At 59.7% G+C, this 25,834-nt stretch carries 29 protein-coding genes, 1 tRNA gene and 2 pseudogenes; 17 read left to right on the top strand and 15 right to left on the bottom strand.

The window, feature by feature from the left end:
* Positions 1-51: 51 nt before the first annotated feature.
* The 4 genes from uraD to ACQY1J_RS09440 form a co-directional block, all read right to left on the bottom strand.
* Complete coding sequence (gene uraD / locus ACQY1J_RS09455; RefSeq protein WP_430251292.1) at positions 52-549, bottom strand: 2-oxo-4-hydroxy-4-carboxy-5-ureidoimidazoline decarboxylase; 498 nt, start codon at positions 547-549, stop codon at positions 52-54.
* Positions 546-1,502, bottom strand: coding sequence for an allantoinase PuuE (gene puuE, locus ACQY1J_RS09450; protein WP_430251291.1), 957 nt, complete (start codon positions 1,500-1,502; stop codon positions 546-548). Before puuE ends, uraD begins: the two co-directional genes overlap by 4 nt.
* A 71-nt stretch (positions 1,503-1,573) precedes the next feature.
* A complete protein-coding gene (locus ACQY1J_RS09445; protein ID WP_430251290.1) occupies positions 1,574-2,281 on the bottom strand; it encodes a DUF1045 domain-containing protein in 708 nt (235 codons plus the stop codon).
* Between the two features lie 112 nt (positions 2,282-2,393).
* Positions 2,394-3,596: an NAD(P)/FAD-dependent oxidoreductase gene (locus ACQY1J_RS09440; protein WP_430251289.1), complete on the bottom strand. Its 1,203-nt coding sequence runs from the start codon at positions 3,594-3,596 to the stop codon at positions 2,394-2,396.
* Between ACQY1J_RS09440 and mnmD the strand changes: the two genes are divergently transcribed.
* Positions 3,595-4,335: a tRNA (5-methylaminomethyl-2-thiouridine)(34)-methyltransferase MnmD gene (gene mnmD / locus ACQY1J_RS09435; protein ID WP_430251288.1), complete on the top strand. Its 741-nt coding sequence runs from the start codon at positions 3,595-3,597 to the stop codon at positions 4,333-4,335. The genes ACQY1J_RS09440 and mnmD overlap by 2 nt on opposite strands.
* Positions 4,336-4,347: 12 nt before the next feature.
* Here mnmD and ACQY1J_RS09430 read toward each other — a convergent pair whose 3' ends face one another.
* Entirely contained in the window at positions 4,348-8,058 is a 3,711-nt protein-coding gene (locus ACQY1J_RS09430; protein ID WP_430251287.1) for a response regulator, read from the bottom strand.
* Between the two features lie 238 nt (positions 8,059-8,296).
* Between ACQY1J_RS09430 and ACQY1J_RS09425 the strand changes: the two genes are divergently transcribed.
* The 7 genes and pseudogenes from ACQY1J_RS09425 to ACQY1J_RS09395 all read left to right on the top strand — a co-directional run bounded on the left by ACQY1J_RS09425 (position 8,297) and on the right by ACQY1J_RS09395 (position 14,455).
* Positions 8,297-8,656, top strand: coding sequence for a hypothetical protein (locus ACQY1J_RS09425; protein WP_430251286.1), 360 nt, complete (start codon positions 8,297-8,299; stop codon positions 8,654-8,656).
* Positions 8,657-8,932: 276 nt separating this feature from the next.
* Positions 8,933-9,286 carry a hypothetical protein gene (locus ACQY1J_RS09420; protein ID WP_430251285.1) on the top strand — a complete coding sequence of 118 codons (354 nt, stop codon included), beginning with the start codon at positions 8,933-8,935 and terminating at the stop codon, positions 9,284-9,286.
* Positions 9,287-9,712: 426 nt separating this feature from the next.
* Positions 9,713-11,526: pseudogene (locus ACQY1J_RS09415) on the top strand (DEAD/DEAH box helicase).
* Positions 11,527-11,775: 249 nt separating this feature from the next.
* On the top strand, positions 11,776-12,246 hold the full coding sequence (locus ACQY1J_RS09410) for a hypothetical protein (protein WP_092660199.1): 471 nt from the start codon (positions 11,776-11,778) through the stop codon (positions 12,244-12,246).
* Positions 12,247-12,359: 113 nt separating this feature from the next.
* A complete protein-coding gene (locus tag ACQY1J_RS09405) occupies positions 12,360-12,845 on the top strand; it encodes a hypothetical protein (RefSeq protein WP_430251284.1) in 486 nt (161 codons plus the stop codon).
* Positions 12,846-13,123: 278 nt separating this feature from the next.
* The gene (locus ACQY1J_RS09400) at positions 13,124-13,873 is read left to right on the top strand and encodes a hypothetical protein (protein WP_430251283.1); all 750 of its coding nucleotides are present in this window, start codon (positions 13,124-13,126) and stop codon (positions 13,871-13,873) included.
* Positions 13,874-14,026: 153 nt separating this feature from the next.
* A complete protein-coding gene (locus tag ACQY1J_RS09395; protein ID WP_430251282.1) occupies positions 14,027-14,455 on the top strand; it encodes a hypothetical protein in 429 nt (142 codons plus the stop codon).
* A gap of 66 nt (positions 14,456-14,521) precedes the next feature.
* Here the strand turns inward: ACQY1J_RS09395 and ACQY1J_RS09390 are convergent, their stop codons facing one another.
* The gene (locus tag ACQY1J_RS09390; protein ID WP_430251281.1) at positions 14,522-14,989 is read right to left on the bottom strand and encodes an N-acetyltransferase family protein; all 468 of its coding nucleotides are present in this window, start codon (positions 14,987-14,989) and stop codon (positions 14,522-14,524) included.
* Between the two features lie 385 nt (positions 14,990-15,374).
* Positions 15,375-16,256 (bottom strand): DMT family transporter, encoded by an 882-nt coding sequence (locus ACQY1J_RS09385; RefSeq protein WP_430251280.1) that lies wholly within the window; start codon positions 16,254-16,256, stop codon positions 15,375-15,377.
* A 370-nt stretch (positions 16,257-16,626) separates the two neighbouring features.
* Here ACQY1J_RS09385 and ACQY1J_RS09380 point away from each other — a divergent pair, with 370 nt between their 5' ends.
* The 4 genes and pseudogenes from ACQY1J_RS09380 (at position 16,627) to ACQY1J_RS09365 (ending at position 20,640) form a co-directional block, all read left to right on the top strand.
* Positions 16,627-18,036: a circularly permuted type 2 ATP-grasp protein gene (locus ACQY1J_RS09380; protein ID WP_062582734.1), complete on the top strand. Its 1,410-nt coding sequence runs from the start codon at positions 16,627-16,629 to the stop codon at positions 18,034-18,036.
* Between the two features lie 11 nt (positions 18,037-18,047).
* Positions 18,048-18,989 (top strand): alpha-E domain-containing protein, encoded by a 942-nt coding sequence (locus tag ACQY1J_RS09375; RefSeq protein WP_062455418.1) that lies wholly within the window; start codon positions 18,048-18,050, stop codon positions 18,987-18,989.
* A 36-nt stretch (positions 18,990-19,025) separates the two neighbouring features.
* A pseudogene (locus ACQY1J_RS09370) lies at positions 19,026-19,850 on the top strand (transglutaminase family protein); the annotation flags it as partial.
* Positions 19,851-20,082: 232 nt separating this feature from the next.
* The gene (locus ACQY1J_RS09365; protein ID WP_430251279.1) at positions 20,083-20,640 is read left to right on the top strand and encodes a hypothetical protein; all 558 of its coding nucleotides are present in this window, start codon (positions 20,083-20,085) and stop codon (positions 20,638-20,640) included.
* Between the two features lie 9 nt (positions 20,641-20,649).
* On the opposite strand, the gene ACQY1J_RS09360 is transcribed toward ACQY1J_RS09365, so the two are convergent.
* Positions 20,650-20,937 (bottom strand): DUF3329 domain-containing protein, encoded by a 288-nt coding sequence (locus ACQY1J_RS09360; RefSeq protein WP_430251278.1) that lies wholly within the window; start codon positions 20,935-20,937, stop codon positions 20,650-20,652.
* A 234-nt stretch (positions 20,938-21,171) separates the two neighbouring features.
* Between ACQY1J_RS09360 and ACQY1J_RS09355 the strand changes: the two genes are divergently transcribed.
* Positions 21,172-21,248, top strand: a tRNA-Arg gene (locus ACQY1J_RS09355).
* A gap of 212 nt (positions 21,249-21,460) precedes the next feature.
* On the opposite strand, the gene ACQY1J_RS09350 is transcribed toward ACQY1J_RS09355, so the two are convergent.
* Genes ACQY1J_RS09350 through ACQY1J_RS09320 form a run of 7 tightly spaced genes read right to left on the bottom strand, consistent with a single transcriptional unit; the run spans position 21,461 to position 23,416 of the window.
* Positions 21,461-21,643, bottom strand: coding sequence for a hypothetical protein (locus ACQY1J_RS09350; RefSeq protein ID WP_430252034.1), 183 nt, complete (start codon positions 21,641-21,643; stop codon positions 21,461-21,463).
* Positions 21,631-21,810, bottom strand: a complete 180-nt coding sequence (locus ACQY1J_RS09345) for a hypothetical protein (protein WP_430251277.1) — start codon at positions 21,808-21,810, stop codon at positions 21,631-21,633. The genes ACQY1J_RS09350 and ACQY1J_RS09345 overlap by 13 nt, the downstream gene beginning before the upstream one ends.
* Positions 21,800-22,024: a hypothetical protein gene (locus ACQY1J_RS09340; RefSeq protein ID WP_430251276.1), complete on the bottom strand. Its 225-nt coding sequence runs from the start codon at positions 22,022-22,024 to the stop codon at positions 21,800-21,802. The genes ACQY1J_RS09345 and ACQY1J_RS09340 overlap by 11 nt, the downstream gene beginning before the upstream one ends.
* On the bottom strand, positions 22,021-22,254 hold the full coding sequence (locus tag ACQY1J_RS09335; RefSeq protein WP_430251275.1) for a hypothetical protein: 234 nt from the start codon (positions 22,252-22,254) through the stop codon (positions 22,021-22,023). Before ACQY1J_RS09335 ends, ACQY1J_RS09340 begins: the two co-directional genes overlap by 4 nt.
* The gene (locus ACQY1J_RS09330; RefSeq protein ID WP_430251274.1) at positions 22,251-22,916 is read right to left on the bottom strand and encodes a hypothetical protein; all 666 of its coding nucleotides are present in this window, start codon (positions 22,914-22,916) and stop codon (positions 22,251-22,253) included. Before ACQY1J_RS09330 ends, ACQY1J_RS09335 begins: the two co-directional genes overlap by 4 nt.
* Entirely contained in the window at positions 22,913-23,182 is a 270-nt protein-coding gene (locus ACQY1J_RS09325) for a hypothetical protein (protein ID WP_430251273.1), read from the bottom strand. The genes ACQY1J_RS09330 and ACQY1J_RS09325 overlap by 4 nt, the downstream gene beginning before the upstream one ends.
* Before the next feature lie 48 nt (positions 23,183-23,230).
* Positions 23,231-23,416, bottom strand: a complete 186-nt coding sequence (locus ACQY1J_RS09320; RefSeq protein ID WP_430251272.1) for a hypothetical protein — start codon at positions 23,414-23,416, stop codon at positions 23,231-23,233.
* Between the two features lie 112 nt (positions 23,417-23,528).
* Here ACQY1J_RS09320 and ACQY1J_RS09315 point away from each other — a divergent pair, with 112 nt between their 5' ends.
* The 4 genes from ACQY1J_RS09315 to ACQY1J_RS09300 all read left to right on the top strand — a co-directional run bounded on the left by ACQY1J_RS09315 (position 23,529) and on the right by ACQY1J_RS09300 (position 25,783).
* The gene (locus tag ACQY1J_RS09315) at positions 23,529-23,771 is read left to right on the top strand and encodes a helix-turn-helix domain-containing protein (RefSeq protein ID WP_430251271.1); all 243 of its coding nucleotides are present in this window, start codon (positions 23,529-23,531) and stop codon (positions 23,769-23,771) included.
* Complete coding sequence (locus tag ACQY1J_RS09310) at positions 23,768-24,283, top strand: hypothetical protein (protein ID WP_430251270.1); 516 nt, start codon at positions 23,768-23,770, stop codon at positions 24,281-24,283. The genes ACQY1J_RS09315 and ACQY1J_RS09310 overlap by 4 nt, the downstream gene beginning before the upstream one ends.
* Before the next feature lie 91 nt (positions 24,284-24,374).
* A complete protein-coding gene (locus ACQY1J_RS09305) occupies positions 24,375-25,337 on the top strand; it encodes a site-specific integrase (protein WP_430251269.1) in 963 nt (320 codons plus the stop codon).
* Entirely contained in the window at positions 25,334-25,783 is a 450-nt protein-coding gene (locus tag ACQY1J_RS09300) for a hypothetical protein (RefSeq protein ID WP_430251268.1), read from the top strand. Before ACQY1J_RS09305 ends, ACQY1J_RS09300 begins: the two co-directional genes overlap by 4 nt.
* Positions 25,784-25,834 lie beyond the last annotated feature (51 nt).

The raw sequence follows: 25,834 nt of genomic DNA, 5'->3' as shown, positions 1-25,834 counted from the left end.
TCGTTATCCATCCAATATAGGCCACAAGCGACGGCGAAGAAAGCAACCCCCTCACGTCTCCGGCAAAAGGGCCAGCAACCGCAGATGCGCGATCCTTTCCACCTGGGCGCAGGCGGTCGCAAATTCCTGATCAGCGTCGTTGCCGACGCGGGTCTCGAAGGCGGCCAGAATGTCGTCCCTTGTCAGGCCTTTCACGGCGATGATGAAGGGGAAGCCGAATTTTGCGACATAGGCGGCGTTGAGTTCGGTGAAACGTGCGTGCTCATCTGGGCTCAGACGATCGAGCCCGGCGCCGGCCTGCTCGTTCTTGCTCTCTTCGGTCAGTCCGCCGGCGATGGCGAGCTTGCCGGCAAGGTCCGGATGGGCGTTGAGGATGCCGAGCTTCTCCTGCGGGTCCGCGGCGCGAAAAACCGCCACCATAGCCTCATGCACGCCCTTGGCGGTCAGCGGCACGAAGATCATGCCGCCGTCATAGGCGCGCTCGGCGATAAAGGGCGAATGTTCGAACACGCCACCGAAGGTCGCGACGAAATCGTTGCGGGCGGTCATCGGCCGGTCACCGTGCTTGATGCCGACACATCTGACGGCTTGTGATGGGCATGCCAGTGGCGGGCGATCTCGATGCGTTGCGGCAGCCAGACCTTGTCGTGCGAGAGCACGTATTCCATGAACCGCCGCAGCGCCGCCACGCGACCCGGACGCCCGACGAGGCGGCAATGGAGGCCGACCGACAGCATTTTCGCCGCCCCCTCCTCGCCTTCCCGGTAAAGCGTGTCGAACGCATCCTTGAGATAGGTGTAGAACTGGTCGCCGGTGTTGAAACCCTGCGGCGTGGCAAAGCGCATGTCGTTGGTTTCCAGCGTATAGGGGATGATCAGGAACGGCTTGCCATCCAGCCCTGGCACCCAATAGGGCAGATCGTCGGCATAGCTGTCGGACGAATAGAGGAAACCGCCCTCTTCCATGACGAGCTTCAGCGTGTTGTCGGAAGGCTTGCCCTGATACATGCCATAGGGACGCTCGCCGGTAAGCTCCGTATGCAGGCGCACCGCCTCAAGGATGTGTTCGCGTTCCCGCGCTTCGTCGAAGTCCTTGTATTCAAGCCAGCGGTAACCGTGGCTGGCGATCTCCCAGCCGGCTTCCTTCATGGCTGAGACAGCTTCGGGATTGCGGGCCATGGCAAGCGTCACGCCGTAGACGGTGGTCTGGACGTTGAGTTCGGTAAACAGCCGGTGCAGCCGCCAGAAGCCCGCGCGCGAACCGTATTCGTAGATCGATTCCATGTTGAGATTGCGCTGGCCCGGCCAGGCGGCGGCACCGACGATTTCGGACAGCAGGTTTTCCGACGCCGGATCATCGTCGAGGATCGAGCTTTCGCCGCCCTCTTCGTAGTTGATCACGAACTGCACGGCGATATTGGCGCCGCCGGGCCATTTCGGATCAGGCGTGTGGCGGCCGTAGCCGACGAGATCGCGGGGGTAGTCTTTTATGGTTATGGGCATGGTCCACCTCGATTATCTCTTGTGGAAGGTAGCCCAGCCTTTCCGCCGATGTCGAGACGGAACGTGATCGCTCAGGCGATCTTGCGGGCGGAAACGCGCCCCATCGGATGCAGAGAATGGACATGGAACGGCGCACCGGGCTCATTTTCGACGAACAGCGCGATGTTGGCGATTTCCAGGGGACGCAGCAGATACGGATTGAAATGGGCGCGCAAGGCCGTTTCGAAACGCGGCATTTCGGCCGGTGTCATCGGGCCCGTCAACGTCATGTGAAAGCGGTATTCCTCCATCACGTGAGGGTTGCCCCAGCGGTGGAGGTTGGAAAACTGCGGCGCTGAAAGATCGCCGGGATCGGCGCGTTCCAGCTCGCCTTCCGAAAGCGGCGCCCGGAACACGTCGAATTCCTGCATGACGGCGCAGGCGAGAAACCGCATCCGCTCGCAAGGCACAGCCGGAACGAGCCCGAAATAATTGCCGAGACGCGCCACTTCGAGAAGCGGCAGTTCGAAAGGATCATGCGATCCCGCAAAGTGCATCAGATGGCGCAGCAGCATCTGTTCGGTGATCTCAGGCGCCAGCCGGAACGGCGCCTTCAGCGTGGCGTGAAAACCGCAGCGACGCGGCAGCGCGGTATGATAGGCGATCTCATGCAAACCAAGGTTGCAGATCTCGGGCGGCTCCATCGCCTCGCCGGAATAGGCACTGCGGCCGAGCCATTGCGCCGCGGCAAGCGTCAGCGGATCATGCGCAGGTGGCGTAAAATAGAGTGCGTAGCGCATGCGTCACCTTTTCTGCCCCTGTTCGTTTATTCACGCATGCTCATCAATCCCACGAATTGGGTTACGCGATTTGCGTGACAGATTAACGACGAGAAAGGGCCGAAACGCGCGTTTAACGCGTAGCAACCGAAAGATGATCCCAAAGTATAAAACTCTCGGGAAGCGAGTGCTCTTGACCGATGACGAAACCGAGCGCGGCATTCGCAAGCCTGTGGGCAAGCCCGAAGCTGACCTTGAAGCCGCCGGTGAGAGCGATGACGCTTGGATGGTCGGGATGCGGCCCCACCATCGGCTCACGGCCGATCGCCTTGGGCCTCAAGCCGGCCCAGCGCTCCACCACTTCCGCACCGGAAAGTGCCGGCACGAGCGCGCGGGCGCGAACCAACAGATCGTCGAGCTTGGCATCGGTGGCAAACGGCGCGTCGAACTCCTCCTCGCTGGTGCTGCCGACCGCCACGTGGCCATCGTCATGGGCGATGACATAGAGGCCGTTGAGGAAGAGGATCGGCAGCGACGGATCGATATCGGCCTTCAACAGCGCCGCCTGCCCCTTCACCGGCTGTCCCAGCGGAACCGAGATGGATGGAGACAGGGGACCAAGCAGCGGAAACGACTGCGGGCCGGCCGCAATCATGCAATGGCCAAAACCGATCGAGCGTCCATCGGCAAATTCGACGCGGTTTGCCACCGGGTCGATCCGCTCCGCCGGCAGTCCTTCGATCAGGCTCACATGCCGGGCGTTGCCAAGGAAGGCGGCGAGCGCAGCCATCAGATGACGGGGGGAAACGCGGGCGGCAAACGTGTCGTGCACGATGCCGGCTTCGGTAAAGGCCGGGTCCGGCCATCCGTCGAAAGGCGACGCATCGAGCACATGCCAGTGGAACGGATCGCCGTCGTGCCGCCAGTTGACCTCCGCCTCCTGCTGATGGCGTAGGGCGATGGGTCTGAGATGCGGCTTCGGCAGCGGGATCAGCCGACCGGAGCGGCGATAACCGCAGGACAGCCCGGCCTCGGCTTCGAGCCTCGCCACTTCGTCTTCGAGGGCGACGAGTGCGTCGAATTGCGCCTGTTTCTTGTCGTTCCAGCGGTCGGGCACATGCGACATCAGCGCGCCCAGAATGCCGCCGCTGGCACCCTGCCCCAACCGTCCGGCTTCGACCAAAAGGGTTCGGATGCCGAGCCGTTCCGCCTTGACCGCGGCCCAGAGGCCCATGATGCCGCCGCCGATGATCAGGAGATCGACATGATCGCCGGGGAGATGCGGCATCGCTGGCGATTGACCCCGGGGACCTCGAGGATTATCCGCATCTTCCATGAGCAATCACGATCCCGAAATTGTAAAAGACGACGCCACGCCTGAAGCCCCGGCGCTCGACTGGCATGACGGCGATATGCCGTATTCGACGGAATTTGGCGACCACTTTTATTGCCGCACCGATGGCCGCCTGGAATGCGGCCATGTGTTTCTGGCCGGAAACGGCCTGCCGGAGCGCTGGAACGAGATGTCGCCGACCGAAGACACGTTCCGCATCGGTGAGCTCGGTTTCGGCACCGGCCTCAATGCCTGCGAGACCTGGCGCCAGTGGGCGCTTTTCCGCAAACCCGGCACACGGCTGCATTTCACATCGTTTGAACTCTATCCGATGCAGCGCGACGAGATCGAGCGGGCACTGGCGCGGTGGCCGGAAATCGATCCGCAGCGGCAGGCACTGACGCAAGCATGGCCGGATCAACCAGGCGGACGGATCACCATCGACCTCGACGACCAGACGACGCTGATGGTTGTCTGCGGTCCAGCGCTCGACGGCGTCACGGCTGAAGAGGCAGACTTCGACGCCTGGTTCCTCGATGGCTTCGCGCCGTCGCGCAATCCCGACATGTGGTCGCCGGAGCTGATGCAGGCGCTGTTCAAGAAGACCCGCACCGGCGGCACGTTCGGAACGTATGCGGCGGCAGGCTTCGTCCGCCGCAATCTGGCGGCCGCGGGTTTCACCGTGGAGCGCCAGCCCGGCTTTGCGGGCAAACGCGAGATGCTGCGCGGACGCAAGGACTGAGGCTCTAAGACCTCAGTTGCCATCCAGCGCCGAAACGACGACTGCCCCATCCAGCCAGTGGCGGATCTTGTTTTCCAGCGCTTCGGGACTGATCGGCTTGGATAGATAATCGTCCATGCCGACCTGGAAGCAGAGTTCGCGGTCGCTTTCGAGCGCATGGGCGGTGACGCCGATGATCGGGACATGCGTGCCGGTCGCGTTTTCGAGTTCGCGGATCTTGCGGGTCGCCTGGTGCCCGTTCATCACCGGCATCGACACGTCCATGATGATCACCGCCGGATCATACTTCTGCCAGGCCTCGACCGCTTCCGCGCCGTTCTTGACGATCTGGAACAGCCAGCCGGTCATCTGCAGGATCTGGGTAAAGACGATCTGGTTGACCTCGTTGTCCTCAGCGACGAGAACATCGAGCGTTGGTTTGATCACAGGAGCGACGGTATTTTCCTGCGCCACCGGTTCTGCAGGCTTTGAGCCAGCTGTGTCGACGGCTGGAGTAGACGACGCAATGAGCGGCACCGCCTGCCCGGATGCGCGGCGCCGGGTGCGGATGACGCGGACGACGTCGATGATCGTGCTGCGCAAAAGGGCTGCGCGGGCGGGCTTCATCAGATGCGCCTGAACATTGAGCTCGGCAAACATCGTCTCGTCGTTTGCCATGTCCATCGACGTCAGGAAGACGATGCCGGTGAAATCGAAGCGCCTGTCGCGCCGGATCGCCTTGGCGCAGTCGAACCCGTTCATCTCCGGCATGTGATAATCCAGCACGACCACATCGATGACGATGCCGAGCCTGGTTGCTTCGTGCAGGAAAGCAAGACCCTCCGCCCCGTTTTCAGCGGCAACGGTCTCGAAGCCCCACATGCTCAGCTGCTCGGTGAGGATGCGGCGGTTCACAGCGTTGTCGTCGATCACGAGCACCCGGGCACCGCTGGTGCTGACCGGCAGCGTCACTTCCATCTTGCGTTCGGCAACCACGGCAAACGGCAGGTTGACGGTAAAGACCGAACCGCGGCCAAGCTCGCTCTCGACCTCGACGGAACCGCCGAACAGCTCGACCAGACCGGACGTGATCGCAAGACCAAGCCCGGTGCCTTCATGACGGCGGGTGGACGACGTATCCACCTGGCTGAACTTTTCAAACACCGACCGAAGCTTTTCTTCGGGAATGCCAAGGCCGGTATCCTCGATGCGGATCGACAGCATCAGCTGGTCACCATCGATCGGCCGCGACTTCAAGTCGATGAAGACATGGCCCTTTTCGGTAAACTTGACGGCATTGCCGACCAGATTGGTGACGATCTGGCGGAAGCGGCCGGCATCGCCGAGGACCGTTTCGCGCACAGACACCTCGCCGCGGACGATCAGTTCGATATCCTTGTCGGCAGCGGCCGACGACAGAAGCGTCGCCACGTCCTCGATTGCCTCGACCGGATCGAACGGCGCCTTGCGCAGCTTCATCTGGCCGGCATCGATCTTGGAGAAATCGAGAATGTCGTTGATGATCGTCAAAAGCGCGTTGCCGGATTTGACGATGATGTCGACGAATGTCTTCTGGCGGGTATCGAGGCTGGACTTGGCGAGCAGTTCGGCCATGCCGAGCACGCCGTTCATCGGCGTGCGGATCTCGTGGCTCATGTTGGCAAGGAATTCCGACTTCGCCCGGTCGGCCGCTTCCGCCCGGTTGAGCAGGCGCGTCAGGTCCGCCTCGCGTTCCTTGCTCTCGGTGACATCCGTGAAGACGGCAAGCCAGTGGTCGTCCCCGGTCGGGCGGGCCTCGAGCTGGATCCAGCGGCGGTCCTCGACGCGGAACGAGGTAAATACCGGCTCTCCAGAGGCAACGCTTGCTTCCCATTCGCGCAGCGCCGCGGTCGAGGTGCGCGCATCGCCAAGATCGCCGCGTTTTGCGCAATAGCCAAAGACGTTGCGCCAGCTTTTCCCGATCGACAGCATGTCTGCCGGCATCTCCAGCATGGCGGCAAGCGCATCGTTCGAAAAGATAATTGCGCCGTCATGCAGGATAAGCAGCCCCTGAGACATTGCGCTGGTTGCGTCGCGCATCAGCGCGCCGTGTTTCTGCAGCGCTTCCTGCGCTTGCCGGATGTCCGCATCGCGCTGGCGCATAGCAGTGATATCGGTATGGCTGATGAGGATCTTGCCATCGGTCAGCTGCGTGCCGGAAATCAGCAGGTAATGGCCGCCATGGGTGCGGATCTCGATCGGCGGATGATCGTTGCTGGCTGTCAGTGCGGCGATGCGGGCATTGTAGATCGCATCGAAATCCAGGTCCGAGCCGGCATAGATACCGTTGTCGTAATTGACCTTCATGAAATCCCGGTAGGAACGGCCGGCCAGATCGAAGCGCTTGTCCGTATCCCAGGATGTATAGAAGGCGGGGTTGGCGTATTCGAACACCAGATCCGCATCGAGAATACCGATGCCGACCGGCTGGGCCGACAGGATCGTCTGCAGATCCTGGCTGACCTTTTCCGCCTTTTGCTGCGCTTCCTTGATCAGCGACACGTCCGTGCGCGAGCAAACCAGATAGCGGCTGCCGTCGTCGACCTCGATCGAGCGCAGGCGTGTAAGAACCGGAATGACCGAACCGTCGGGGAAGGTCATATCCTCCGACTTGTCGATCGCCTCACCGTCCAGCACGCGGGCGTTTTCATTCCAGAACCGCTCAGCCGCCCAGGGAAACATCTGGGCTTCCGTCTTGCCGAGATAGTTTTCCCGTTCGCTGCCCAGCATTTGCTCGTAGGCGTGGTTGGCATAGGTCAGCTCGTGCTTTTCGTTGCGAACGAACACGGGGGCCGGCAGGTCTTCCAGGATGGCGCGGAAAAGCCCGGTTTCCGCCACCTGGCTGCGCAGCAACATCTCCTGGTCCTTGAAGTCGGTGACGTCGTGGCGGATGGCGATCAGCAGGCCGTTTTCCAGCCGTTTGTTGAGACTGCGCATCCAGCGCCCATCCGGCAGCTTGTCGATCCGCTCGTGATAGGGAACGAGGAAGGCACGGAGACGCTGTTCCACCCAGTTCTCGCGCGGCGCAAGCGTTACGGACGCATTGCCGCTTGCCGCACGTTCCCGCTGATCATAGGCGCGGTGGATGATGTCCTCCAGCGCTATGCCCGGCTTGATGACGATGCCGCAGGCATCGAAATGGTCGACAAGCTGCGAATTGCAGTAAACGAGCACATTGTCGCGGTCGTAGATGCCGATGCCCATTTCGAGCATGTCGATCGCGTCGTCGAGAAGACCGTTCTCAAACAGCGAAAACGGCTTCGCTGCCGTCTCGAGCGGCGCGGGGACGCCATTACCCGTTGGGCGCGATGCAGCGCCGACCGGCAGGAAATGGCCGAAGACGTAGGAATGATCGTCTTCCGTCAGAAACCGTTCGATATGGATCTCATGGGAGAAAATCCCGTCGGCGTTGAACGCCAACGCCTTTTCTTCGGCACCGAACACCAGGGCGCGGCATTCCTTTTCCTTGCGCTCGTCCTTTTCGCCATCGCTGCCGAGGCTGCGGCTTGTCTGGCCGACGAGCTCCTCCGGGCGAGCGCCGACCATGGCCGCATAGGCGGGGTTGACGGCGACGTATGCGAGCCGGCAGTTCTTGATATAGGCGGGTTCGGGGAGATCCACGATGCGGGCGCAGGCCCGCTCCAGAAACTTGCTTTCCAGGCGTTCGCTCTTCGTGTGCACCCTGCCCCGCTCACTCCCGCGCATGCGGGATCCCACCATTTTTCGGAAACCGACCCGATAACACCATAGCGAGTATTAACAACACGTTGCCCGGAACACAGGGTTGTTTAATATTTGCGTTTTCGCAAGTTCGAATGGAGTGCGGCCGGGGGCGTCTCACGCATCGAGGATCAACGCAATGACACTAAATCGGCAGCATCAGGCAACCTTGAACGCCGACGCCGGTTAACCCTGACGTGAAGCGAACAAAGGAAATTCTTCGATGATGAAACTTGTGACGATTGCCACGCTGACGCTTGGCCTTGCAACATCGGCATTCGCTCAAGGTGCATCCGGTGGATCCGCAGGTTCCGGCGCGTCTGGCGCGTCTGGCGCGTCTGGCGCAGGCGCTGCATCCGGAACGAGCAGCGGCACAACCGGCCAGACGCCGTCCAACACACCGTCCAAAACGCCGTCCAATAGCGCCAACGATGGGACGACCACGGGCAGCACGGACTCCAAGAGCATGACGACCGGAAACGGCACGAGCAAAGGCGGCTGCGACACGACGGGTGTCGGTGGCGCACCTTCGGCAACCAGCGGTTCGACCGACGGTTCCGGCACCACGACGAACAACTGCTGATCAGCTCCAGCGCCGGGTTTAGACCCGGCGCTTTTTCTTGCCCGCCAAAACCGCCAGATAGATCAAGCCACAATTCCTCCCGAAAATTGCCGGGTTTTCGCCGCAATTCAATCTCCGGGCAGACCCTGGGTTGCCGACACCTTTCGAAAAGCAATTTTTCCACGGTGGAGTCTGAATAGGCGTTCAGACTACGGCGATAAAACTTCCATCAATCCGCCGTGATTGAGAGCGACGCTTTGATCGTACCTCGAAACACCACGGGGAAAGGAACCAGGCATGTCGATCATGAAGAAGACCATTACTGCTGGCATTGCGGCTCTCTCAGTCGCCGGCGCACTTGCTGCGACGGCAGCGGCAGCGCAGGCCCGCGATCACTACCGTCACCACGGCGACGATGTGCTGCTGGGTGCGGCAGCAGGGATTGCCGGCGGCCTGATCGGCGGCGCGATCGTGTCCGGATCACAGCGTCCGGTCTATGTGGAGCCGCAATACGAATATGCTCCGCCGCCACCGCCGCCGGTCGTCTATCGTCGCGCCTATTATGCCGCACCGCCACCACCACCGCGGTGCCACCACGAATGGGTGGAAAACGAGTATGGCGAAGCCTACCGCGCACGGGTCTGCTACTAGAGCGTCCAGGCGTCCATCAAGATTTGCGATATGGCGGTGCGATGCACCGCCGTTTTTCGTTTTGCGCCGCCACTCTGCGCGACCATTACCTTGGGGATCGCCGTCCGTGTGGCTGCCGCTCGGAGGGCTGACGACGCGAAAAAATCCCTGTGACGTGAGTGCCTACCGGGTCGCCGCTAGCGGACAGCCTGCGTCGTTTTGCAGAAGAACCTTGACTTTCGGCGGCAAATCAACCAAATGCATGCCAGCTTTCACCTTCCGGCAGCCGCGTGAGCTGCCCCGCGTCCATACTGACAGCGCGAAGAAGGAACAAGGCGCACAGATAGATCGCCCTCGGGATGAGGGTTCAAGCGCTGGAAAGTAATTTCCAACACACAAGTTCCCAAATCACGCGGGGTTCTTGACGCCACAAGCAGCCCGGATGGCATGGTGCCATTTCGGAGCGTCCGCTTTTGGCGCCCCGAAAGGTATTCGACTTGACGAATTTTGAATCTCTTGGCGTGTCCAAGCAGATCGTCGCCACGCTCACCGAGCTTGGTTTTGAAACGCCGACGCCGATCCAGGCCCAGGCAATTCCGCTTCTCCTCGAAGGCCGCGACCTGATCGGCCTTGCGCAGACCGGCACCGGCAAGACCGCAGCTTTCGGCCTGCCGCTGATCGAGCGCCTGATGGCCGACGCGACCCGCCCCGACAACCGTACCACCCGCGCGCTGATCCTTGCGCCGACCCGCGAACTGGTCAACCAGATCGCCGCCAACCTGAAGACCTTCATCAAGGGCCGCCCGCTCAAGATCAATCTCGTCGTCGGCGGTGTCTCGATCAACAAGCAGCAGCTGCAGCTGGAAAAGGGCACCGACATCCTCGTCGCCACCCCTGGCCGCCTGCTCGACCTGATCTCGCGCCGTGCGATCGGTCTGACGACGGTTCGCTTCCTCGTGCTCGACGAAGCCGACCAGATGCTCGACCTCGGCTTTGTGCATGACCTGCGCAAGATCTCCAAAATGGTGCCGAAGAAGCGCCAGACCATGCTGTTTTCGGCCACCATGCCGAAGGCGATCGCCGATCTGGCCGCCGACTTCCTGACCGATCCGGTCAAGGTGGAAGTGACGCCTGCGGGCAAGGCAGCCGACAAGGTGGACCAGTTCGTCCACTTCGTTGCCGGCAAGGGCGACAAGACCGACCTTCTTCGCAAGTCGCTGATGGACAACCCGGATGGCCGCTCGATCGTCTTCATGCGCACCAAGCACACCGCTGAAAAGCTGATGAAGCACTTTGAAAACATCGGTTTCTCGGTCGCCTCGATCCACGGCAACAAAAGCCAGGGCCAGCGCGAACGGGCACTCAAGGGTTTCCGTGATGGCGAGATCAAGACGCTGATCGCGACCGACGTCGCGGCCCGCGGCATCGATATCCCGGCCGTCAGCCACGTCTACAACTACGATCTGCCTGATGTCGCGGAAGCCTATATTCACCGCATCGGCCGCACGGCCCGTGCCGGCCGCGAAGGCATCGCGATCGCTTTTTGCGCACCGGACGAAACGATGCTGCTGCGCGACATCGAAAAGCTGATGAACATCGAGATCAAGACGCTGACCGGCGAGCGCCCTGAGACGATGAACCGTCCGGTACGCGCCAACGGCGGCAACAAGGGTGGCGGCGCCAATGCCCGCGGCGGCAACAAGGGTGGCCGTGGCGGCCAGCCTCGTGGCAATGGTGGCGGCGGCGAAGGCCGCGGTGCCGGTGCTGCCGGCGAAGCCCGTGGCCCGCGCCGCGAACGTCCGGCGCGCAAGCCGTTCTTCGCTGGTGACGGTGCAGAAGCGCCAAGAAGCCAGGCTCCCCGTTCGCAGGCTGCACGGCCGGCAGCGGCAAGCGTAGCGCCCGACAACGATCTGTCCTCGACTTCGGATTTCCGTCCGGTCAAGAAGCAGTTCGGCAACCAGGGCGCAAAGCCTGGCGGTCGTCCTGACAACCGTGGCTCAGCCAAGCCAGCCGGTTCCGGCAACCGCGATCATGCGAGCCACGGCGCGCATGAAGCCGGCAGCCAGCGCAAGGCCCATCAGGGCAATGCCAATGCGGCCGCCGCATCCGGCGAAGCCAAGCCAAACCGCCACACACCGGCCGCAGCCCCCAAGGGCGACGGTCGCGGCCCGGTCCGCTTCGGCAACGACAACCGCGGCCAGGCCCCCACCGACCACCGCGCCGCCGGCCATCAGGGCCGCAAGCGCACCACGCGCGCTTAACGCGAGAAGCGGTTGAGAGAGTTCAGACGGCCGGGAGAGATCCTGGCCGTTTTGTTTGTGGGGTATTGGTATTGGGGGTGGCGCGAGCCGTCTCTTCTCAGCGTCCTGCCACGAAGCGACAGATGCATTTCGGTGCCGATCGACTTCAATCCTCGTCCAGCGGATATGACGCAACGGCGTCTTTCAAATGGATTTCATGTACAATAGTATCCCGCAAATGACTGCCGCATAGACAATCGGGATGAAATCTTGCTTGGCCCGCTTTTGATTTTCGCACTGTTTTCAACGGACATGAGCTCGGACCGTTTTTCGATTTCGAGAGATTTGCTTCCGTTTGGCGTTCCTGCTGAGTTTGCCGACGGTCGGTCAGCGATTCTCGCCCCGGAAGAGCTGCGAGCCTGCATCATCAGATATGCTGCTGTCGAAAAGGAGCGGCTCCAGCTGAGCATCAAGCGCTTGGCGCTAGCTGTCGACGAATCACACGGTGTCGTCAACAAGCAGCGTCAAAAGAGTGCTCCGAAAGACAGTTTGGACATGCAACTGGACGAGATCGAGAAATCGGTTGCCGAACAGAACGATTTGACAAAAAACACACGCGAATTCTTGCGGCTACGAGCCAACTTCTTTGCGGAATATCTTGCCTTTGCCGATGACTGCGGCTCCAAAACGTACCGCTCTTCCGACGTGCGGACGTTGTTTCCAAACGGCGTCCCGGATTGATGTGGTCGGCTGGTGCGGTGACGGCCACAAGCAGTCATTGGGGTTGCTGAAATTTGTGCATTCCTTACTTTCTCCATAGAGTATGGAGAAGACCCACGCTGCAGGTAAGGCAAATGCCGCTACAAACAAGCACGATGGGTCGCAAACCGGAGACAAAGTTTCTGATCAGACCGCATCATCGCCGCGATCTACCACTGCTAATGGAACGAGAAACCATGCTTATACCTGGTGTTAAAGACACGATCACTTACACTATCGTTTTGGTAGAAGCGATAATGGTATTATCGTTTTTCAAGCAGTACACGAATATCATATACCTTAGTGGATTGGCGAGTATAGCAGCTGTTGTCACTCTTCGAATAAGGCACGCACGTTATACTTACACCCCGTTTTCAGATAAAAACGATCCTGACATCAGGCTTAAAGAAATAAGATGGGCAATTGTAATTTTCCCAATAATATTTATCGTAGGTCAAAGCTTTAAGGCGGTTGTCTCACCTGGTGGTTTCGCACACGGCAATGTTGGTATCATCATGTTTTTAGCAGCGGCGTTTGCTTGGGCATTGCTTGAGGGATTTCTTCGCATACGAATAAAGTAAGCAATAATTTTAGACATGAGTGAGCATCAGTATTTAGCATTTTCGATGGCTTACTCCTCGAACTATTGCATCGACAGAGTCGCCGATCGGAATTAAAATTGTTACGCACTCTCCTAGCTGCTGCAACGAAACGGTCTCATCACGGAGCAAAGCTGCCAAGCTCGCCTTCCGGCCCTAAGCTGACATCGACCTATCATGATTGTGAGCGCATTTGCACGTAAACGGTGCGGTGGGTTTCGCATCATCTACCTAATTCTCAATTGTTTGCGAAAAATACAATGCACCATACGCCTTTCTCCGAATACAGGCCGCGGAATGTACTTTGCTTCCTTGGATCCGTAGACGGGTTCCAGGATTTACTGCAGGCTGCAAAAGACGCCATCAAAGACTTTGCTACGGATTTCGAAATCGACATGGAATTCTCTCAGGACGCTCCGGACGTCCGTATGAGCAAGAGCTTCGCGGTTTTTTGGGACCAGGTACACGAAGACGCGTGGCATCAACATGACGTCGAGGCGGTTATCAGCCATGGATGCGTCGTTTATGTCGTCGGTCCGCACATGGAGGCTGCGGAAGCTCCTGCCGTTTCGCTGACAGCTCTTAGGCTGGTGGAGCGATTGCTTGCGGCTGGCGCGACCGCTGCGAAGGGGGAAAGCGCTGGCGTCGCGCATGGAGCCGCCCGGTGGCGGCAGCTGGCGCAGGAAGCGGAAGGCGCGGAACCTGGCGCGGCTACTAGAGCGTGCCGTCTAGCCTTTGCAAAGAGGCCGCTTACCGATGGATACTACTTGTCTAGCGTGGGCTTTCATCTTGTAGGTCTACCGGACGTGTTCGTACCGAGCAACTCATCCTTAGATGAGCTGGCACTCAGTGCGATGATCGACAGCGTTGCAGACGAGATGGCAGCGGACGGCGTAGAAGCAGTAGTCGTGCGCTACGGCGCGGAGTTGAAGGCCATCAACGAATATGAAGAAGACGACTTCAAATACAACCCATTCGGCGGCGTCTATTTCTTCACAGGGGTAAATTGAAACGCTGCCGTCGTTCTAGCGGCCAAGCTCGACGCCTCCAGTCCACTTCGAGCACATAGCTCCCTAACTCTCCTTCTGGCCCATAGCGGTCATCACTGCGGGTAGTAAGATCGCCCATGGCCACCCAATGCGTGTGATATTAGGAAAATAAGGATGTCGAAATTCAATAAGCTTAAAGCCGTAGGTCATAACATCGCGGACTCATTGGCGTCTGGGATGGGCCTTATGATCGGCGTTTATATGACGGATGTTTACGCCGAAGTTGCGTCCGCCCCTGAGGGTTATATTGACGTAGACTTCTTATCCGGAGGAACGTCTGGCGGATTGGTCAGTCAATCCTTTGCAAATGCCGTCAAGGAATACCAAAAAGAACTACCGCATCTTCGTGACCGGCATGGGATTACGGCGCAAGACTTCCGCAGACTCTCGGCTCGGTTTTCGGGGCAAGGCGATCTGCGCGGCTTCAGCGTTACGACGGAAGACAATCAAGGCCGAACTTCCATCGACCAATTCCGTGGAATTCCCGGCAAGCGGGTCAAAGAATTGGATCATATGGGAAGAGTTCGGTCCAAACGATCATGACCGTTTCTGGCGCAGTTGCGCCATTGAACGTATCGGCACTAACCTGTCAGTTCTGGGAAGGGCTTTTTAAACTGATGCCGCGGCTAAAGCATGCAATGCGGAGCCTTTCAGGACAAAGTGCACCTTATTCTCGCCGGCAGCACCGAGGCCATTATACAGAGCTTGAGCGGCCAAATTCTCCTGGCTTGTCGACCATTCTACGCGGATGATCCCCCGCTCTAGGGAGGTCTTGGCGATCTGTTGCATCAAGCGCCGGGCGACACCCAACCGGCGTCCGCTTTCAGAGACGTAGATTTGCTGAATGTAAGTGAGCGGGACGAGTCCCGCCACAGGATACATCGTGCCAAAAGTTGCGAAGCCTAAAAGCTTCGTTTCCTGCTCCGCAAGAACAATATCAACGAGTTTCGAGTTGGCGATGATGCTCCTCTCGATATCCAAACCCGCCGCGACCGAGGCCCCATAAAAGTCCGTCATCTCAGTCATCAAGACAGAGAGGTTCTTGGAATCAGCGTCTCGGAAGGGGCGGATAATCAATTGCTACTCCATTCGCTTGTCGCCAGAAGACTAAGGAATTGCCGAACCATTGCAATGACCGCCTCTGGCGCAAAGCTGCCCCCGGGCTCACTCCCCATACCCGCCAGCGATCGGGCTGCTTGCACAGAAGCCAGCTTCCTATTCCACTACTTCTTCTTCTCTTGATCCCGATGCCACTTGATGGCGAAGAACATGCCTGTGCCGAGCACGATGATCTTGAGCGGGAAGAAGACGATCGGGAACCAATCCCACATGTCGGTGATATCCAGGCTTTTGAGTGCATTAACGGGCGTGGCGGAGCAGTACATGAGAACGGCTGCGTACAACATCCGCCATGTTGACGCAGAGGAGGTCGGAGCGAGAGAGGTTCAGCCCCAAATGGCCCTCACCCCGCCTTCGCCTTGCGGTTCACCAGATACACGCCGAGAACCACGATCGCGGTGCCGGTGACCATGGGGAGGGTCAGGGGTTCGCCAAACAGGATTGCCGCTTCGATGGCAACAACGGGGGGCACGAGATAGATCAGCGAGGCTGCGCGTGAAACCTGTCCGCGGCGGATGAGGTAGAGGAGCAGGGCGACGGCGCCGAGCGAGATGCCGATGACGGACCAGGCCATGGCGGCGATCGCCTGGGTGGTCCAGTCGAAGCGCATGGGCTCGTTCAGATAGGCGACCGGCAGCGTCACGATGAACGCTCCGACATATTGCAGCGTGCCGATGGCAACGAGGTTGCCCTGCTGCAGGTAGCGCTTCTGGTAGATCGTGCCGTAGGTGACCGACCCCATTGCCATGAGATTGAGGAGAAGCGGCAGGCCGAGTCCGGGCATGCCGGCCGACAGGCTTGCAAACAGCTGAGGCGAGATGGCGATGAAGATACCGGCAAAGCCGAGCGCGAGGCCGAGCTTCTGCCGGCGGCTGAGCGTTTCGCTAAGCAGGAACGGCGCGACCGCCGCCGTCATCAGCGGCTGCAGCCCGGCAATGATGCCCGACAACCCCGAGGGCACGCCCTGCCCGATCGCATACCAGACGCCGGCGAGATAAAGCCCGTGCAGAAAAATGCCTGAAAGCACCGCATGGCCGATCTCGCGTCCGGTCTTTGGCCACGTGACCCGCAGGGCAAGCCCGAGACAAAGGAAGACGACGGCCGCCAGTGCATGCCGGGCGGCCAGAAAAGTGACGGGGTCCGCATGGGCGGACGCATATTTGGCGACGATCCACCCGGTCGACCACAGGAAAACAAAAACGGCCGGAGCCAGGCGGTCGAGCATTAGAAGGTTCCGGAGAGTGGCTTTGACAAGGCCGGTGGGCGGGAAATGATCCGGCGTCTGATTAGGCTGTGGCGGCGACGCGGTCAAAGTAGAAATACTCACCGTTCCCATCAGCGCATCTGACGGTGTGCGACTAAGATCCGGTCTCCGGTGTGATCAGCGATGAGGCAGTTGCTGCTTTGACGAGCGGTCTTTCTACGACCGAAGATGAGCCGTCGCTAATTCCATCGGCAGTTGCCCTTTTTGATCGTCGTTCAGGCCCTATCTCACCGCATCGGGACGGGTCGTATATTTGTCATACGCAACTGAGCATGGTTCTTGCATTGCCAATGCCGTTGTATTCTTATGACCAAAAATGGGGAACATACCTTTGGCATTTGATGAAATGTTAACCGCGGACGACCAGCCGCGTCTGCCCTATAAGACCTACCACGATTGGTATGCCAGCCAGGATACGGCGCATCTGATCCGCAAGACGCAGGATGCCGAAAACATCTTCCGCAAGACCGGCATCACCTTCGCGGTCTATGGTCATGCCGACAGTTCCGAAAAACTCATCCCCTTCGACATCATTCCCCGCATCATTGCCGCCCGCGAATGGCGCAAGCTCGCGCAAGGCATCGAGCAGCGCGTCGTGGCGCTCAATGCCTTTCTCGACGACATCTACCACAAGCAGGAAATCATCAAGGCCGGCCGCATTCCGCGCGAGCTGATCGAGAAGAACGTGGCCTTCCTGCCCGAAATGATCGGCTTCAAGCCGCCGGGCGGCGTCTATACGCACATTGTCGGCACCGATATCGTGCGCACCGGCGAGGACCAGTTCTACGTGCTGGAGGATAATGCCCGAACCCCGTCCGGCGTCTCCTACATGCTGGAGAACCGCGAAACGATGATGCAGATGTTCCCCGAGCTGTTCACCCTGAACAAGGTGCAGCGCGTGGAGGATTATCCGCGCCAGCTGCGCCAGTCGCTGGCCTCGCTCGCACCCCCCGGCTGCAAGGGACGGCCGCGTGTCGCGGTGCTGACCCCCGGCATCTACAATTCCGCCTATTACGAGCACTCGTTCCTGGCCGACCAGATGGGCGTCGAACTGGTCGAGGGATCGGACCTTCGTGTCATCGATGGCAAGGTGAAGATGCGCACGACGCGCGGCTATGAGGCGATCGACGTGCTCTACCGCCGCGTCGACGACGATTACCTCGATCCGCTGACATTCCGGCCGGATTCGGCGCTTGGCGTTCCTGGCATCATGGACGTCTACCGCTCCGGTAACATCACCATCGCCAATGCGCCGGGCACCGGCATCTGCGACGACAAGGCGATCTATTCCTACATGCCTGAGATCGTCGAGTTCTATACCGGCCGCAAGGCGCTTCTGGAAAACGTGCCGACCTGGCGCTGCTCGGAAGCCGACAGCCTCAAATACGTGCTCGAGCATCTCGAGGAACTGGTAGTCAAGGAAGTGCATGGATCGGGCGGCTACGGCATGCTGGTCGGCCCGACCGCGACGAAAGCCGAGCGCGCCGAGTTTGCCGCAAAGCTGAAGGCGCGACCAACCAACTACATCGCCCAGCCGACGCTGGCTCTGTCCACCGTGCCGATCTTCGTCAACAAGGGCGTTGCCCCCCGCCACGTCGATCTGCGCCCTTATGTCCTCGTGTCCGACAAGGTGAAGATCATTCCCGGCGGATTGACACGCGTGGCCCTGAAACAGGGTTCGCTTGTGGTCAATTCCAGCCAGGGCGGCGGCACCAAGGACACATGGGTACTGGAAGATTGAGGGCGTAAAACATGCTGGGAAGAACTGCAAACGGCCTCTACTGGATGTTCCGCTACATCGAGCGTGCCGAAAACATCGCCCGCCTCGTCGATGCCGGCCTGCGCGTCTCGCTGACGCGAGCCGGATCCTCCGACGAGGACTGGCACGGCGTTCTGGAAAGTGCGGGCGTGCGCGATGCCTATAAGCAGGTACATGCCAAGCTGACGGCAGCCGACGCTGTGGATTACCTCCTGCGCGACACGGCCAATTCGTCGAGCGTCCTGTCGTGCATCGAATCGGGCCGCAACAATGCCCGCATGGTCAGAACTGCCCTGACGCGCGAAACCTGGGAGGCCACCAACGAAGCCTGGCTCGATCTCAAGGCACGGCTTGCGCGCAACCTCAAGGCCACCGAACTGCCGGAACTGATTGACGTCATCAAGCACCGCTGCGCCCTCATCCGCGGTGCCTTTCACGGCTCCATGCTGCGCAACGATCTCTACAATTTTTCGCGCATCGGCACCTTTATCGAACGGGCCGACAACACGAGCCGCATTCTCGACGTGAAATATTACGTGCTTCTGCCCTCCGTCAGCCAGGTCGGCGGCGCGCTTGATAATTTCCAGTGGGAATCGATCCTTCGCTCGGTTTCCGCTCACCGCTCCTATGGCTGGGTCTACGACGGCGACTATCAGGCCGGCAATATCGCCGACTTCCTGATCCTGAAAGTTCAGATGCCGCGCTCGCTTGCCTATTGCTACGAAAAGATCGTCAGCAATCTCGGCTACCTGCAGCGGGAATACGCAGAGCGGCACACGGCCCACGACACGGCCGACGCGATCCGCGCGACGCTGACGCGGGGATCGATCACCGAGATCATGGATCACGGCCTGCATGAGTTTCTCGAGGAATTCGTATCGCGCAACAACCAGTTGAGCGCCGAGATTTCGCAAGGCTATCGCTTTTACCAGTAGGACGGGCCGAGTGGCGTCCCTTGAGGATTTGAAACAATGCGCCTGAAGATTTCCCATACGACGGAATATACCTATGACGAACCGCTGCCCTATTCGCTGCAGCGGCTTCGCCTGACGCCGACCGCAGGATCCACCCAGAAGATCATCAACTGGACGGTGAGCGTGGACGGCGCCACGGTTGAGGCAGGCTATGCCGACCAATACGGCAACCGCGTCGAACTGGTGTCGTCGGAAGGCGGCGAGAACACGATCCGCATCGTCGCATCCGGCGAGGTGGAAACCGTGGACAAGGCCGGCGTTTTCGGCACCCATCAGGGGTTCTGCCCGCTCTGGCTGTTTCTCCGCGAAACCCCGCGCACGGCAGCCGGCCCGCTGGTAAAGGCGCTGGCAGAAGGCCTGACCGGCGACAGCGAACTTGCCCGCATGCATGCGCTGATGGAAACGATCCACGAGACCGTAGCCTATACGCCGGGCACCACGACGACGGAGACCACCGCCGAAGAGGCGCTTGCCGCAAAGACCGGCGTCTGCCAGGACCACACCCACATCTTCCTGGCCGCCGCGCGGCTGCGCGATATCCCCGCCCGCTATGTTTCCGGCTATCTTCTGATGGAGGGCACGACCGAACAGGTGGCGACGCACGCCTGGGCGGAGGCGCATATTCCGGGCCTCGGCTGGGTGGGCTTCGATGCGGCCAACGACGTCTGCCCGGACGAGCGCTATGTGCGGCTCGCCACCGGCCTCGACTACCGCGACGCAGCCCCGATCTCCGGCATGCGCATCGGCCGGGTCTCCGAGACGTTCGGCGAAAACCTCAAGGTGTCGCTGACGGTGGAGGATGAGGGCCAGACTCAAGCTCAAGGCTCACAGACCCAGGGTTCGCAAAGCCAGAGCGGTGGACAGAGCCAAAGCCAAGGTGGACAGAGCCAGGTTCAGGGCGGGCAAAGCCAGACCACCCAAGGACAAAGCCAGTCGTGACATCGGGATCGGCTGCCTGAGACAGCCGTCGTTGTTTACGTAAATTTAACCGACTCTCCCGCAAGCCCGGCACCATCCAGGCATGATTGTCTGCGCCGATAGCAAGGGAGCGGAAATGCTGCTGGGACAATCGATCTTCCAGTCGGTGCTGACACGGCTGAAGCGCGAGCGCGACGACGAACAACCTGTCGAGGCGGCAGCGGATTTCCGCGTCCGCGGCCTTGGAACGGGTTTCGTCGTCTCGACGACCGACGAGGAACCCGAGACAGGTGCGACTGGCGACACCAACGCCTATTTCGCAGACCTCGCCGACATCTCGGAACTGGAACCAGGAGCCGGCACGCAGCAAGAGATGGAGGCGCAAGCTCCGCCTTCGCCAGGTGATTTCACATCCGAAACCCCGCAGCCGCAGCCGGTCGATCCGGTAGAACCGTCCATACCTGTACACCTGACCCGGTTGACGACGGATGAGATTGCCGGCGAACTTGCTATTGTCGACGTCGACACGGAAGCCACGCTTAACGACAAGCGAAGACGGTTTGCCAAGACCAACCATCCGGACGGCGTGGCCGAGCGGTTCCGTCCGGCGGCGACCACGCGGATGCAGATCGCCAACCTGCTGATCGACCAGGCGATCAGGGCGCGGGAAATCCACGCGCGGATGTTCGGCTGATTTTAAAGTTCAGGTCTTGTCGAACGTCCTGTCGGCAGGCTGTTCAGGCGCATTGCGCACCTGCGCATCGTCGGCCGGCGCATCCTGGTCCTGTACAGGGTCGGCCATCGTAACCGGTGCAGCCGGCCGCTTTTCGAGGAACAGCTTGTAGGCCGCATAAAGGCCCAGCCCCCCGGAAATGACCGCCCAGGTGACCGAACCGGCATAAAGCTCGAACACAGCCCAGCCGAAGCAGATCGCCGGAATGAGGATCCGCCGCCAGAGCGGCCCATAAAACGGGTGGTTCGGATCGATCATGCGTGCCTGCTCCCCTCGCGGCCGGATACGGCCCTTCCCCGACGATATCCCTGTCCCCAGCGAAAATTGCAAGGGATCACTCCCAATTTCCCTCTCCCCGACCCAGCCCCGCGGGACGCCACGGCCGCTATCTTGCCCACAGGCTGCGATTTCCCGATTTTGCCAATTGATGCCGCAAGCATCCTGGGTTAAGAACCGTCTCATCGGACGAAGCGAGTCATCGCTTGTCGGCATGCACCCGTAGCTCAGCTGGATAGAGTGTTGGATTCCGATTCCAAAGGTCACAGGTTCGAATCCTGTCGGGTGCGCCACCTTTCCTTTCTAACCCTATGTAAACGCTGCGTTTTAATGCCATACAGGGATTAGCATCCGCCACTCTTTCCCCCAATGCAGCTTGGAAGCTATCGGCGCTTGCTTGAACTCTTGAGAAATTCCTGCTCATAAATCGCCTCGGCCGAGGAAAGCAACCAGCGAGATAGCCCGAGCATGACGCGAGCGATTCGAAGCTTGACCACGCCAATCCTCATGCGAATGCTCTCGGCCACGTCGCCCGCTCATTTTCGCGCTCTTCGACCGCCTCAAGTTCATCGTCTTCCAGGTCTGGATCCCCGTCTATGGCGTTCAGCGTCTCGATGGCCTCCTCAATCCAGCGCTCTAGCTCTGCGCGGCGGAACCGGTAGATTGCTGGGCTGGCTATCGAGGGCATCTGCCATCCTCCAACTTGGAGAGCAGTACCCGGACCTCGCCGGCCGCGCGGATCGTATCGTCGGACGTGAGCCCGCCGTTACCGCCCTTGCCGTGGATCCCGTTGACGTCTTTCTCTACCGACTGGACAAGCTTCTGCGCCGCCACGATTAGTGCCTTATCGTTCATTGTGCGTCTCCATTTCACTAATTTTGCTATGAGCCTCGTCGGCCTCGAGCTCGTGCGCTGATGCGACTGACAACTTGTCCGCCGCCTCAAGCTTTTTTGCCGTCGTCATGACGCGCCGCAGCGTCTTCAGAAATTGGATTGTGATGACTGCGAAGATGCCGGCGCCAGCAAGGAAAACAATCCGATCAATGTCGCTGCTTGTGCCGACCATCACGACTGGTCTCCGTGCACCTCTGCCGACAGCGCATTGACCATCTTTTCGAGTTCGCGCGCTTGCCGTACCGCCAACCGCATGAGGTTCTGCATATGCGTTGTAGTTGCCTGCTCTGCCGAACTGAGGTGCTCGAATGAGATCTCGCTGGCTATGTCATCCGTGATGACAGTCAGTGACAGCATTTCCGAAACTTGCGCTTGGATGTCGTAGATGTGATTTCGCATGTTCATGCTGCAGCCCTCCCGAGTGGCGCCATCGCATCGAGCATGAGATCTGCCCATTCACGGTCATTGAGATATCCGCGCCCGCTGTCGAGCTCAGCAATGATCCAGCGCGCTTTCTTGGCAGCTTCGTCGAGTGTCGTAGGAACCAAGGCAAGGATTGCGCCCTCGATCGAGCGAACCGCTTCCGAGCAGGCTTTCGCCCGTTCCATTGCGGCGCTATATCCGCATGCATCCTCGATCCGGCGACATTCGCTTTGCAGCGCTTCAAACCGCGCAACTTTCTCGGTCATCCGCTTGTCAGTTTCTGCCCTTACGCGCGCTCGGCCCTCGTCGTTGCTGACGAACAACAACTGGGTATCGTTGTTTTTTTCATACCAATCGCGGATCTCCGCCACCGAGTAGGCATAGACAGGCTTGGTTATGTTCTTGCCATCTTCCGTCTTGCCATCCCAGGTGCTGCAAATCTGAACGCGAGGGTCACGCGCGCCCCTATCGTGAGCGACGTCTTCAAGATCGCAGACGATTTCCCAGCTCTCGTAGTCAAGCCGCGTTGCGGCCTCGTATTCCCGCAGCAGAGCGTCAAGCACATCGGCGTGCGGCGGCGCCCAGGCGGCAGCCGGCGTGGCGCTGGCGACGATCGCGCCCTTGAGGATGGTTCTCCTGTTCATCGCGCGCCCTCCCCGCATTGGGAGGCGCAAGCGTCGAGGTCTTTGTCAAACCGATGCGCCACGTCCCAGATGACGTGCATCATGTTTTGGGCGTTGCACAGCATGCCCCTTTGGGCTGGTGAAGGGTCGTTGACCGAAAGATGGTCAACCATCTCGAATGCTATGTCGATCAAGGTCAGGAGCTTGCTGTATTCAGCCAGGATATCGCTCACATCTGGCGGTGCAGACACGGCTTCGCCGCCGGCCGGAACTGGTTTGTTCGGCATGATAGGTCTCCAGATTGTAGGAAATGAAGGTCTGCGCCGGGGCGCGGGTTATGCGAGTTCGAGAGCTTCGAGGTTGCGGCGCCACTGCAGCGAGGCAGCAGCTCCGCCGACAAGTTTTGGCTCGCGTGGGCCTGGAACCGTAAGTGCGGCACCGTTGTCCCGTTCAGCACGCTCGAACGCGGCCTTGAGAGCGGGGTTAGTGAACAGGCTGGACAGGCGAATAGCGTTGGTCATTTGCGTTCTCCTACGATTAACGGTTTTCGTTAACTGTCCTCATATTGCGTTGATTATTCCCTTTGTCAACGGATTTCGTTTATGATAGACGATATTTGTTGAATGGAGATTGATGATGACGATTGATGCGGCTCAGTCCCGCGGTGCGCGCGGGCTTCTGGACTGGTCTCAGACCAAGCTGGCGCAGGCTTCCAACTTAAGTGAGAGTACGATTAGAGATTTCGAGAAGGGTCGGCGCGTTCCATCAGTGAACAACCTGGCAGCTATTCGGCGCGCGATGGAAGAAGCTGGCATCGCCTTTCTTGACGACGGCGAAGACAAGCTCGGCGGACCCGGCGTGAGGATGGGGAAATGAGGGAAGTTTCAAAGTCTCCGTTCTACCATGCATGGGAAGACAAGGACGAAGCTGAGCGCTTCAGGCTGCACTCTCGGGAGATCTATGACCACTATAAAGCCTACCAAGCCGCTAGCTGGTCCGGCCACGTCGAATACGGCAAGTGGCTTATCGCATCGCTACTAGCTGTCCACGGAGGCGCCATCTATGCGATTTCGACGCTAAAAGATTCGGTGAGACCCGCGCAGATCAACGGGTTAATCGACGCCGCCGCTTGGAACCTAGGTGGCGTCTTCATGACGCTCGTGGCTGGGTTCGCCGCATGGCTCAACTTCCAGGCTGCTGAAGCGACATACAATCGATGGTCTGACCCCGCAATGCTTTACAGGAGTGACAGTTTCCCGAGCGACGACGATCGGAAGACGGATCCAATTACAGCCACGCTATTTTTCGCTGCAGCAGCCGGCCTGATGAGCGCTTTCGCATTCTTAACCAGTGCAACGACAGTCATTCAGACCTTACGGCTTCCCTAACGAGAACACCCTTTATCGCTACCAGTCGTGGCGCCTGGATTTGATTTCACGCCATGATTAACAATCAAAACATCCAACCGAGGATCCGCGCATGTCCGCATTGACATTGGTGAGCCTGCAGCCTGGCTTAGACGGTGTTTCTGATCTCAGCGCTGATGCGCTCGACTATGGCCGTGCTGCCCTGTCGGAGAACACCATGCGGGCCTACCGGGGCGACTGGCACGAGTTCCAGGTATGGTGCGCCGATAGGCAGCGCCCTCACCTGCCGGCCCTTCCAGCCACCGTGGCGAACTATGCCTCGGCGCTGGCTTGTGCTGGAAAGAAAGTACCGACGATCTCGCGCAAGCTTGCCGCGATCAGGTTCTTCCACCGCGGCGCCGGTGTGGACAATCCGACCGACAACGCGGGCGTTGCTGCGATCCTGAAAGGCATTCGTCGCACAGTCGGCACCAAGGCGCTTCAGAAGGCGCCAGCGACCGTGGACGTCATCCATGCGCTCATGGCTCGGATTGATGTCGGCACACTTCAGGGGAAGCGAGATCGGGCGTTGCTGCTGCTCGGCTTTGCGGGCGCCTTCCGTCGGTCGGAGCTCGTCGCGATCACCGTCGAAGATCTGACGTTCTCGCAGGAGGGCGTCGACGTCTTCCTGCCGAAGTCCAAGACCGACCAGGAGGCCAAGGGGCAGTCCGTGGCCGTCTTCAATGGCAAGGCGCTGAAACCCGCTGACAGGCTCGCTGAGTGGCTTCAGGCTGCCAGCGTCACCTCAGGGCCAGTCTTCCGCCGGATCAACCGTGGCGATCACCTGACGGACGAACCGCTGTCTCCCCAGTCCGTAGCTCTGCTCGTGAAGAAGTATGCTGAGGCGGCCGGCCTCGACTTCGATAAGCTATCGGGCCACTCCCTGCGGGCGGGCTTTGTGACTTCGGCCGCGGAGAACCGCGCCTCGATCAGCCGCATCATGGAAGTGACAAGGCATCGAGATCCGCGAACGGTAGAAACCTACGTGCGCCGTGCCGACCGTTTCAAGGATCATGCTGGAGACGGTTTTCTATGAAAAGCCCGTTTGAATGGTCCGCTGAAGAGTGGACAGCGCTATTTACCGGTGCAACCGTCCTGGCGATGCTGGCTGGTTTCTACCAGAATAGAATGCTGATCAGAATGGGTTTGGCCCCTCTGATCCCGGAGATCAATGTTGCGCGATCCAGCGGTGGCTTGATACACTTCGGGGTACCGAAAGACAGCCGATACCGAATTGCGGAAATACGAATTACGCCACGGAACATGGTTTTACGGCGGTTCGAGCCTACCGGTGCGCTAAATGAATATGGCGAGCAAGACTCTGCCGGCTGCGGCCCATGGGCCAACACGATCACCTTCAAACAACCAACACATAGCGTTACCCTAATGACGCGAGAACCTCGCGCCGGTCGGTATCGCGTCAAAATAACAGCGGACATGCTACCCGGTAAGAGCATTAATCTCGATGTCGCTGAGTGGTAAACGAATCGACACGCTACCACTAGGCACCGTGAGAGAACGTCTAGTGGGCCC

It is taken from the genome of Neorhizobium sp. DAR64860/K0K1 (assembly GCF_050500205.1).
GTDB lineage: Bacteria > Pseudomonadota > Alphaproteobacteria > Rhizobiales > Rhizobiaceae > Neorhizobium > Neorhizobium soli.
The sequence above is the reverse complement of the archived record's forward strand: the minus strand, read 5'-3'. Positions and strand labels throughout refer to the sequence as shown.

Coding starts and splice junctions, on each gene's coding strand:
- uraD (WP_430251292.1), bottom strand. CDS start 549: ATGACCGCCCGCAACGATTTCGTCGCGACCTTCGGTGGCGTGTTCGAA.
- puuE (WP_430251291.1), bottom strand. CDS start 1,502: ATGCCCATAACCATAAAAGACTACCCCCGCGATCTCGTCGGCTACGGC.
- ACQY1J_RS09445 (WP_430251290.1), bottom strand. CDS start 2,281: ATGCGCTACGCACTCTATTTTACGCCACCTGCGCATGATCCGCTGACG.
- mnmD (WP_430251288.1), top strand. CDS start 3,595: ATGAGCAATCACGATCCCGAAATTGTAAAAGACGACGCCACGCCTGAA.
- ACQY1J_RS09440 (WP_430251289.1), bottom strand. CDS start 3,596: ATGGAAGATGCGGATAATCCTCGAGGTCCCCGGGGTCAATCGCCAGCG.
- ACQY1J_RS09430 (WP_430251287.1), bottom strand. CDS start 8,058: ATGCGCGGGAGTGAGCGGGGCAGGGTGCACACGAAGAGCGAACGCCTG.
- ACQY1J_RS09425 (WP_430251286.1), top strand. CDS start 8,297: ATGATGAAACTTGTGACGATTGCCACGCTGACGCTTGGCCTTGCAACA.
- ACQY1J_RS09420 (WP_430251285.1), top strand. CDS start 8,933: ATGTCGATCATGAAGAAGACCATTACTGCTGGCATTGCGGCTCTCTCA.
- ACQY1J_RS09405 (WP_430251284.1), top strand. CDS start 12,360: ATGCCGCTACAAACAAGCACGATGGGTCGCAAACCGGAGACAAAGTTT.
- ACQY1J_RS09400 (WP_430251283.1), top strand. CDS start 13,124: ATGCACCATACGCCTTTCTCCGAATACAGGCCGCGGAATGTACTTTGC.
- ACQY1J_RS09395 (WP_430251282.1), top strand. CDS start 14,027: ATGTCGAAATTCAATAAGCTTAAAGCCGTAGGTCATAACATCGCGGAC.
- ACQY1J_RS09385 (WP_430251280.1), bottom strand. CDS start 16,256: ATGCTCGACCGCCTGGCTCCGGCCGTTTTTGTTTTCCTGTGGTCGACC.
- ACQY1J_RS09375 (WP_062455418.1), top strand. CDS start 18,048: ATGCTGGGAAGAACTGCAAACGGCCTCTACTGGATGTTCCGCTACATC.
- ACQY1J_RS09365 (WP_430251279.1), top strand. CDS start 20,083: ATGCTGCTGGGACAATCGATCTTCCAGTCGGTGCTGACACGGCTGAAG.
- ACQY1J_RS09360 (WP_430251278.1), bottom strand. CDS start 20,937: ATGATCGATCCGAACCACCCGTTTTATGGGCCGCTCTGGCGGCGGATC.
- ACQY1J_RS09350 (WP_430252034.1), bottom strand. CDS start 21,643: ATGCCCTCGATAGCCAGCCCAGCAATCTACCGGTTCCGCCGCGCAGAG.
- ACQY1J_RS09345 (WP_430251277.1), bottom strand. CDS start 21,810: ATGAACGATAAGGCACTAATCGTGGCGGCGCAGAAGCTTGTCCAGTCG.
- ACQY1J_RS09335 (WP_430251275.1), bottom strand. CDS start 22,254: ATGAACATGCGAAATCACATCTACGACATCCAAGCGCAAGTTTCGGAA.
- ACQY1J_RS09330 (WP_430251274.1), bottom strand. CDS start 22,916: ATGAACAGGAGAACCATCCTCAAGGGCGCGATCGTCGCCAGCGCCACG.
- ACQY1J_RS09325 (WP_430251273.1), bottom strand. CDS start 23,182: ATGCCGAACAAACCAGTTCCGGCCGGCGGCGAAGCCGTGTCTGCACCG.
- ACQY1J_RS09320 (WP_430251272.1), bottom strand. CDS start 23,416: ATGACCAACGCTATTCGCCTGTCCAGCCTGTTCACTAACCCCGCTCTC.
- ACQY1J_RS09315 (WP_430251271.1), top strand. CDS start 23,529: ATGATGACGATTGATGCGGCTCAGTCCCGCGGTGCGCGCGGGCTTCTG.
- ACQY1J_RS09310 (WP_430251270.1), top strand. CDS start 23,768: ATGAGGGAAGTTTCAAAGTCTCCGTTCTACCATGCATGGGAAGACAAG.
- ACQY1J_RS09305 (WP_430251269.1), top strand. CDS start 24,375: ATGTCCGCATTGACATTGGTGAGCCTGCAGCCTGGCTTAGACGGTGTT.
- ACQY1J_RS09300 (WP_430251268.1), top strand. CDS start 25,334: ATGAAAAGCCCGTTTGAATGGTCCGCTGAAGAGTGGACAGCGCTATTT.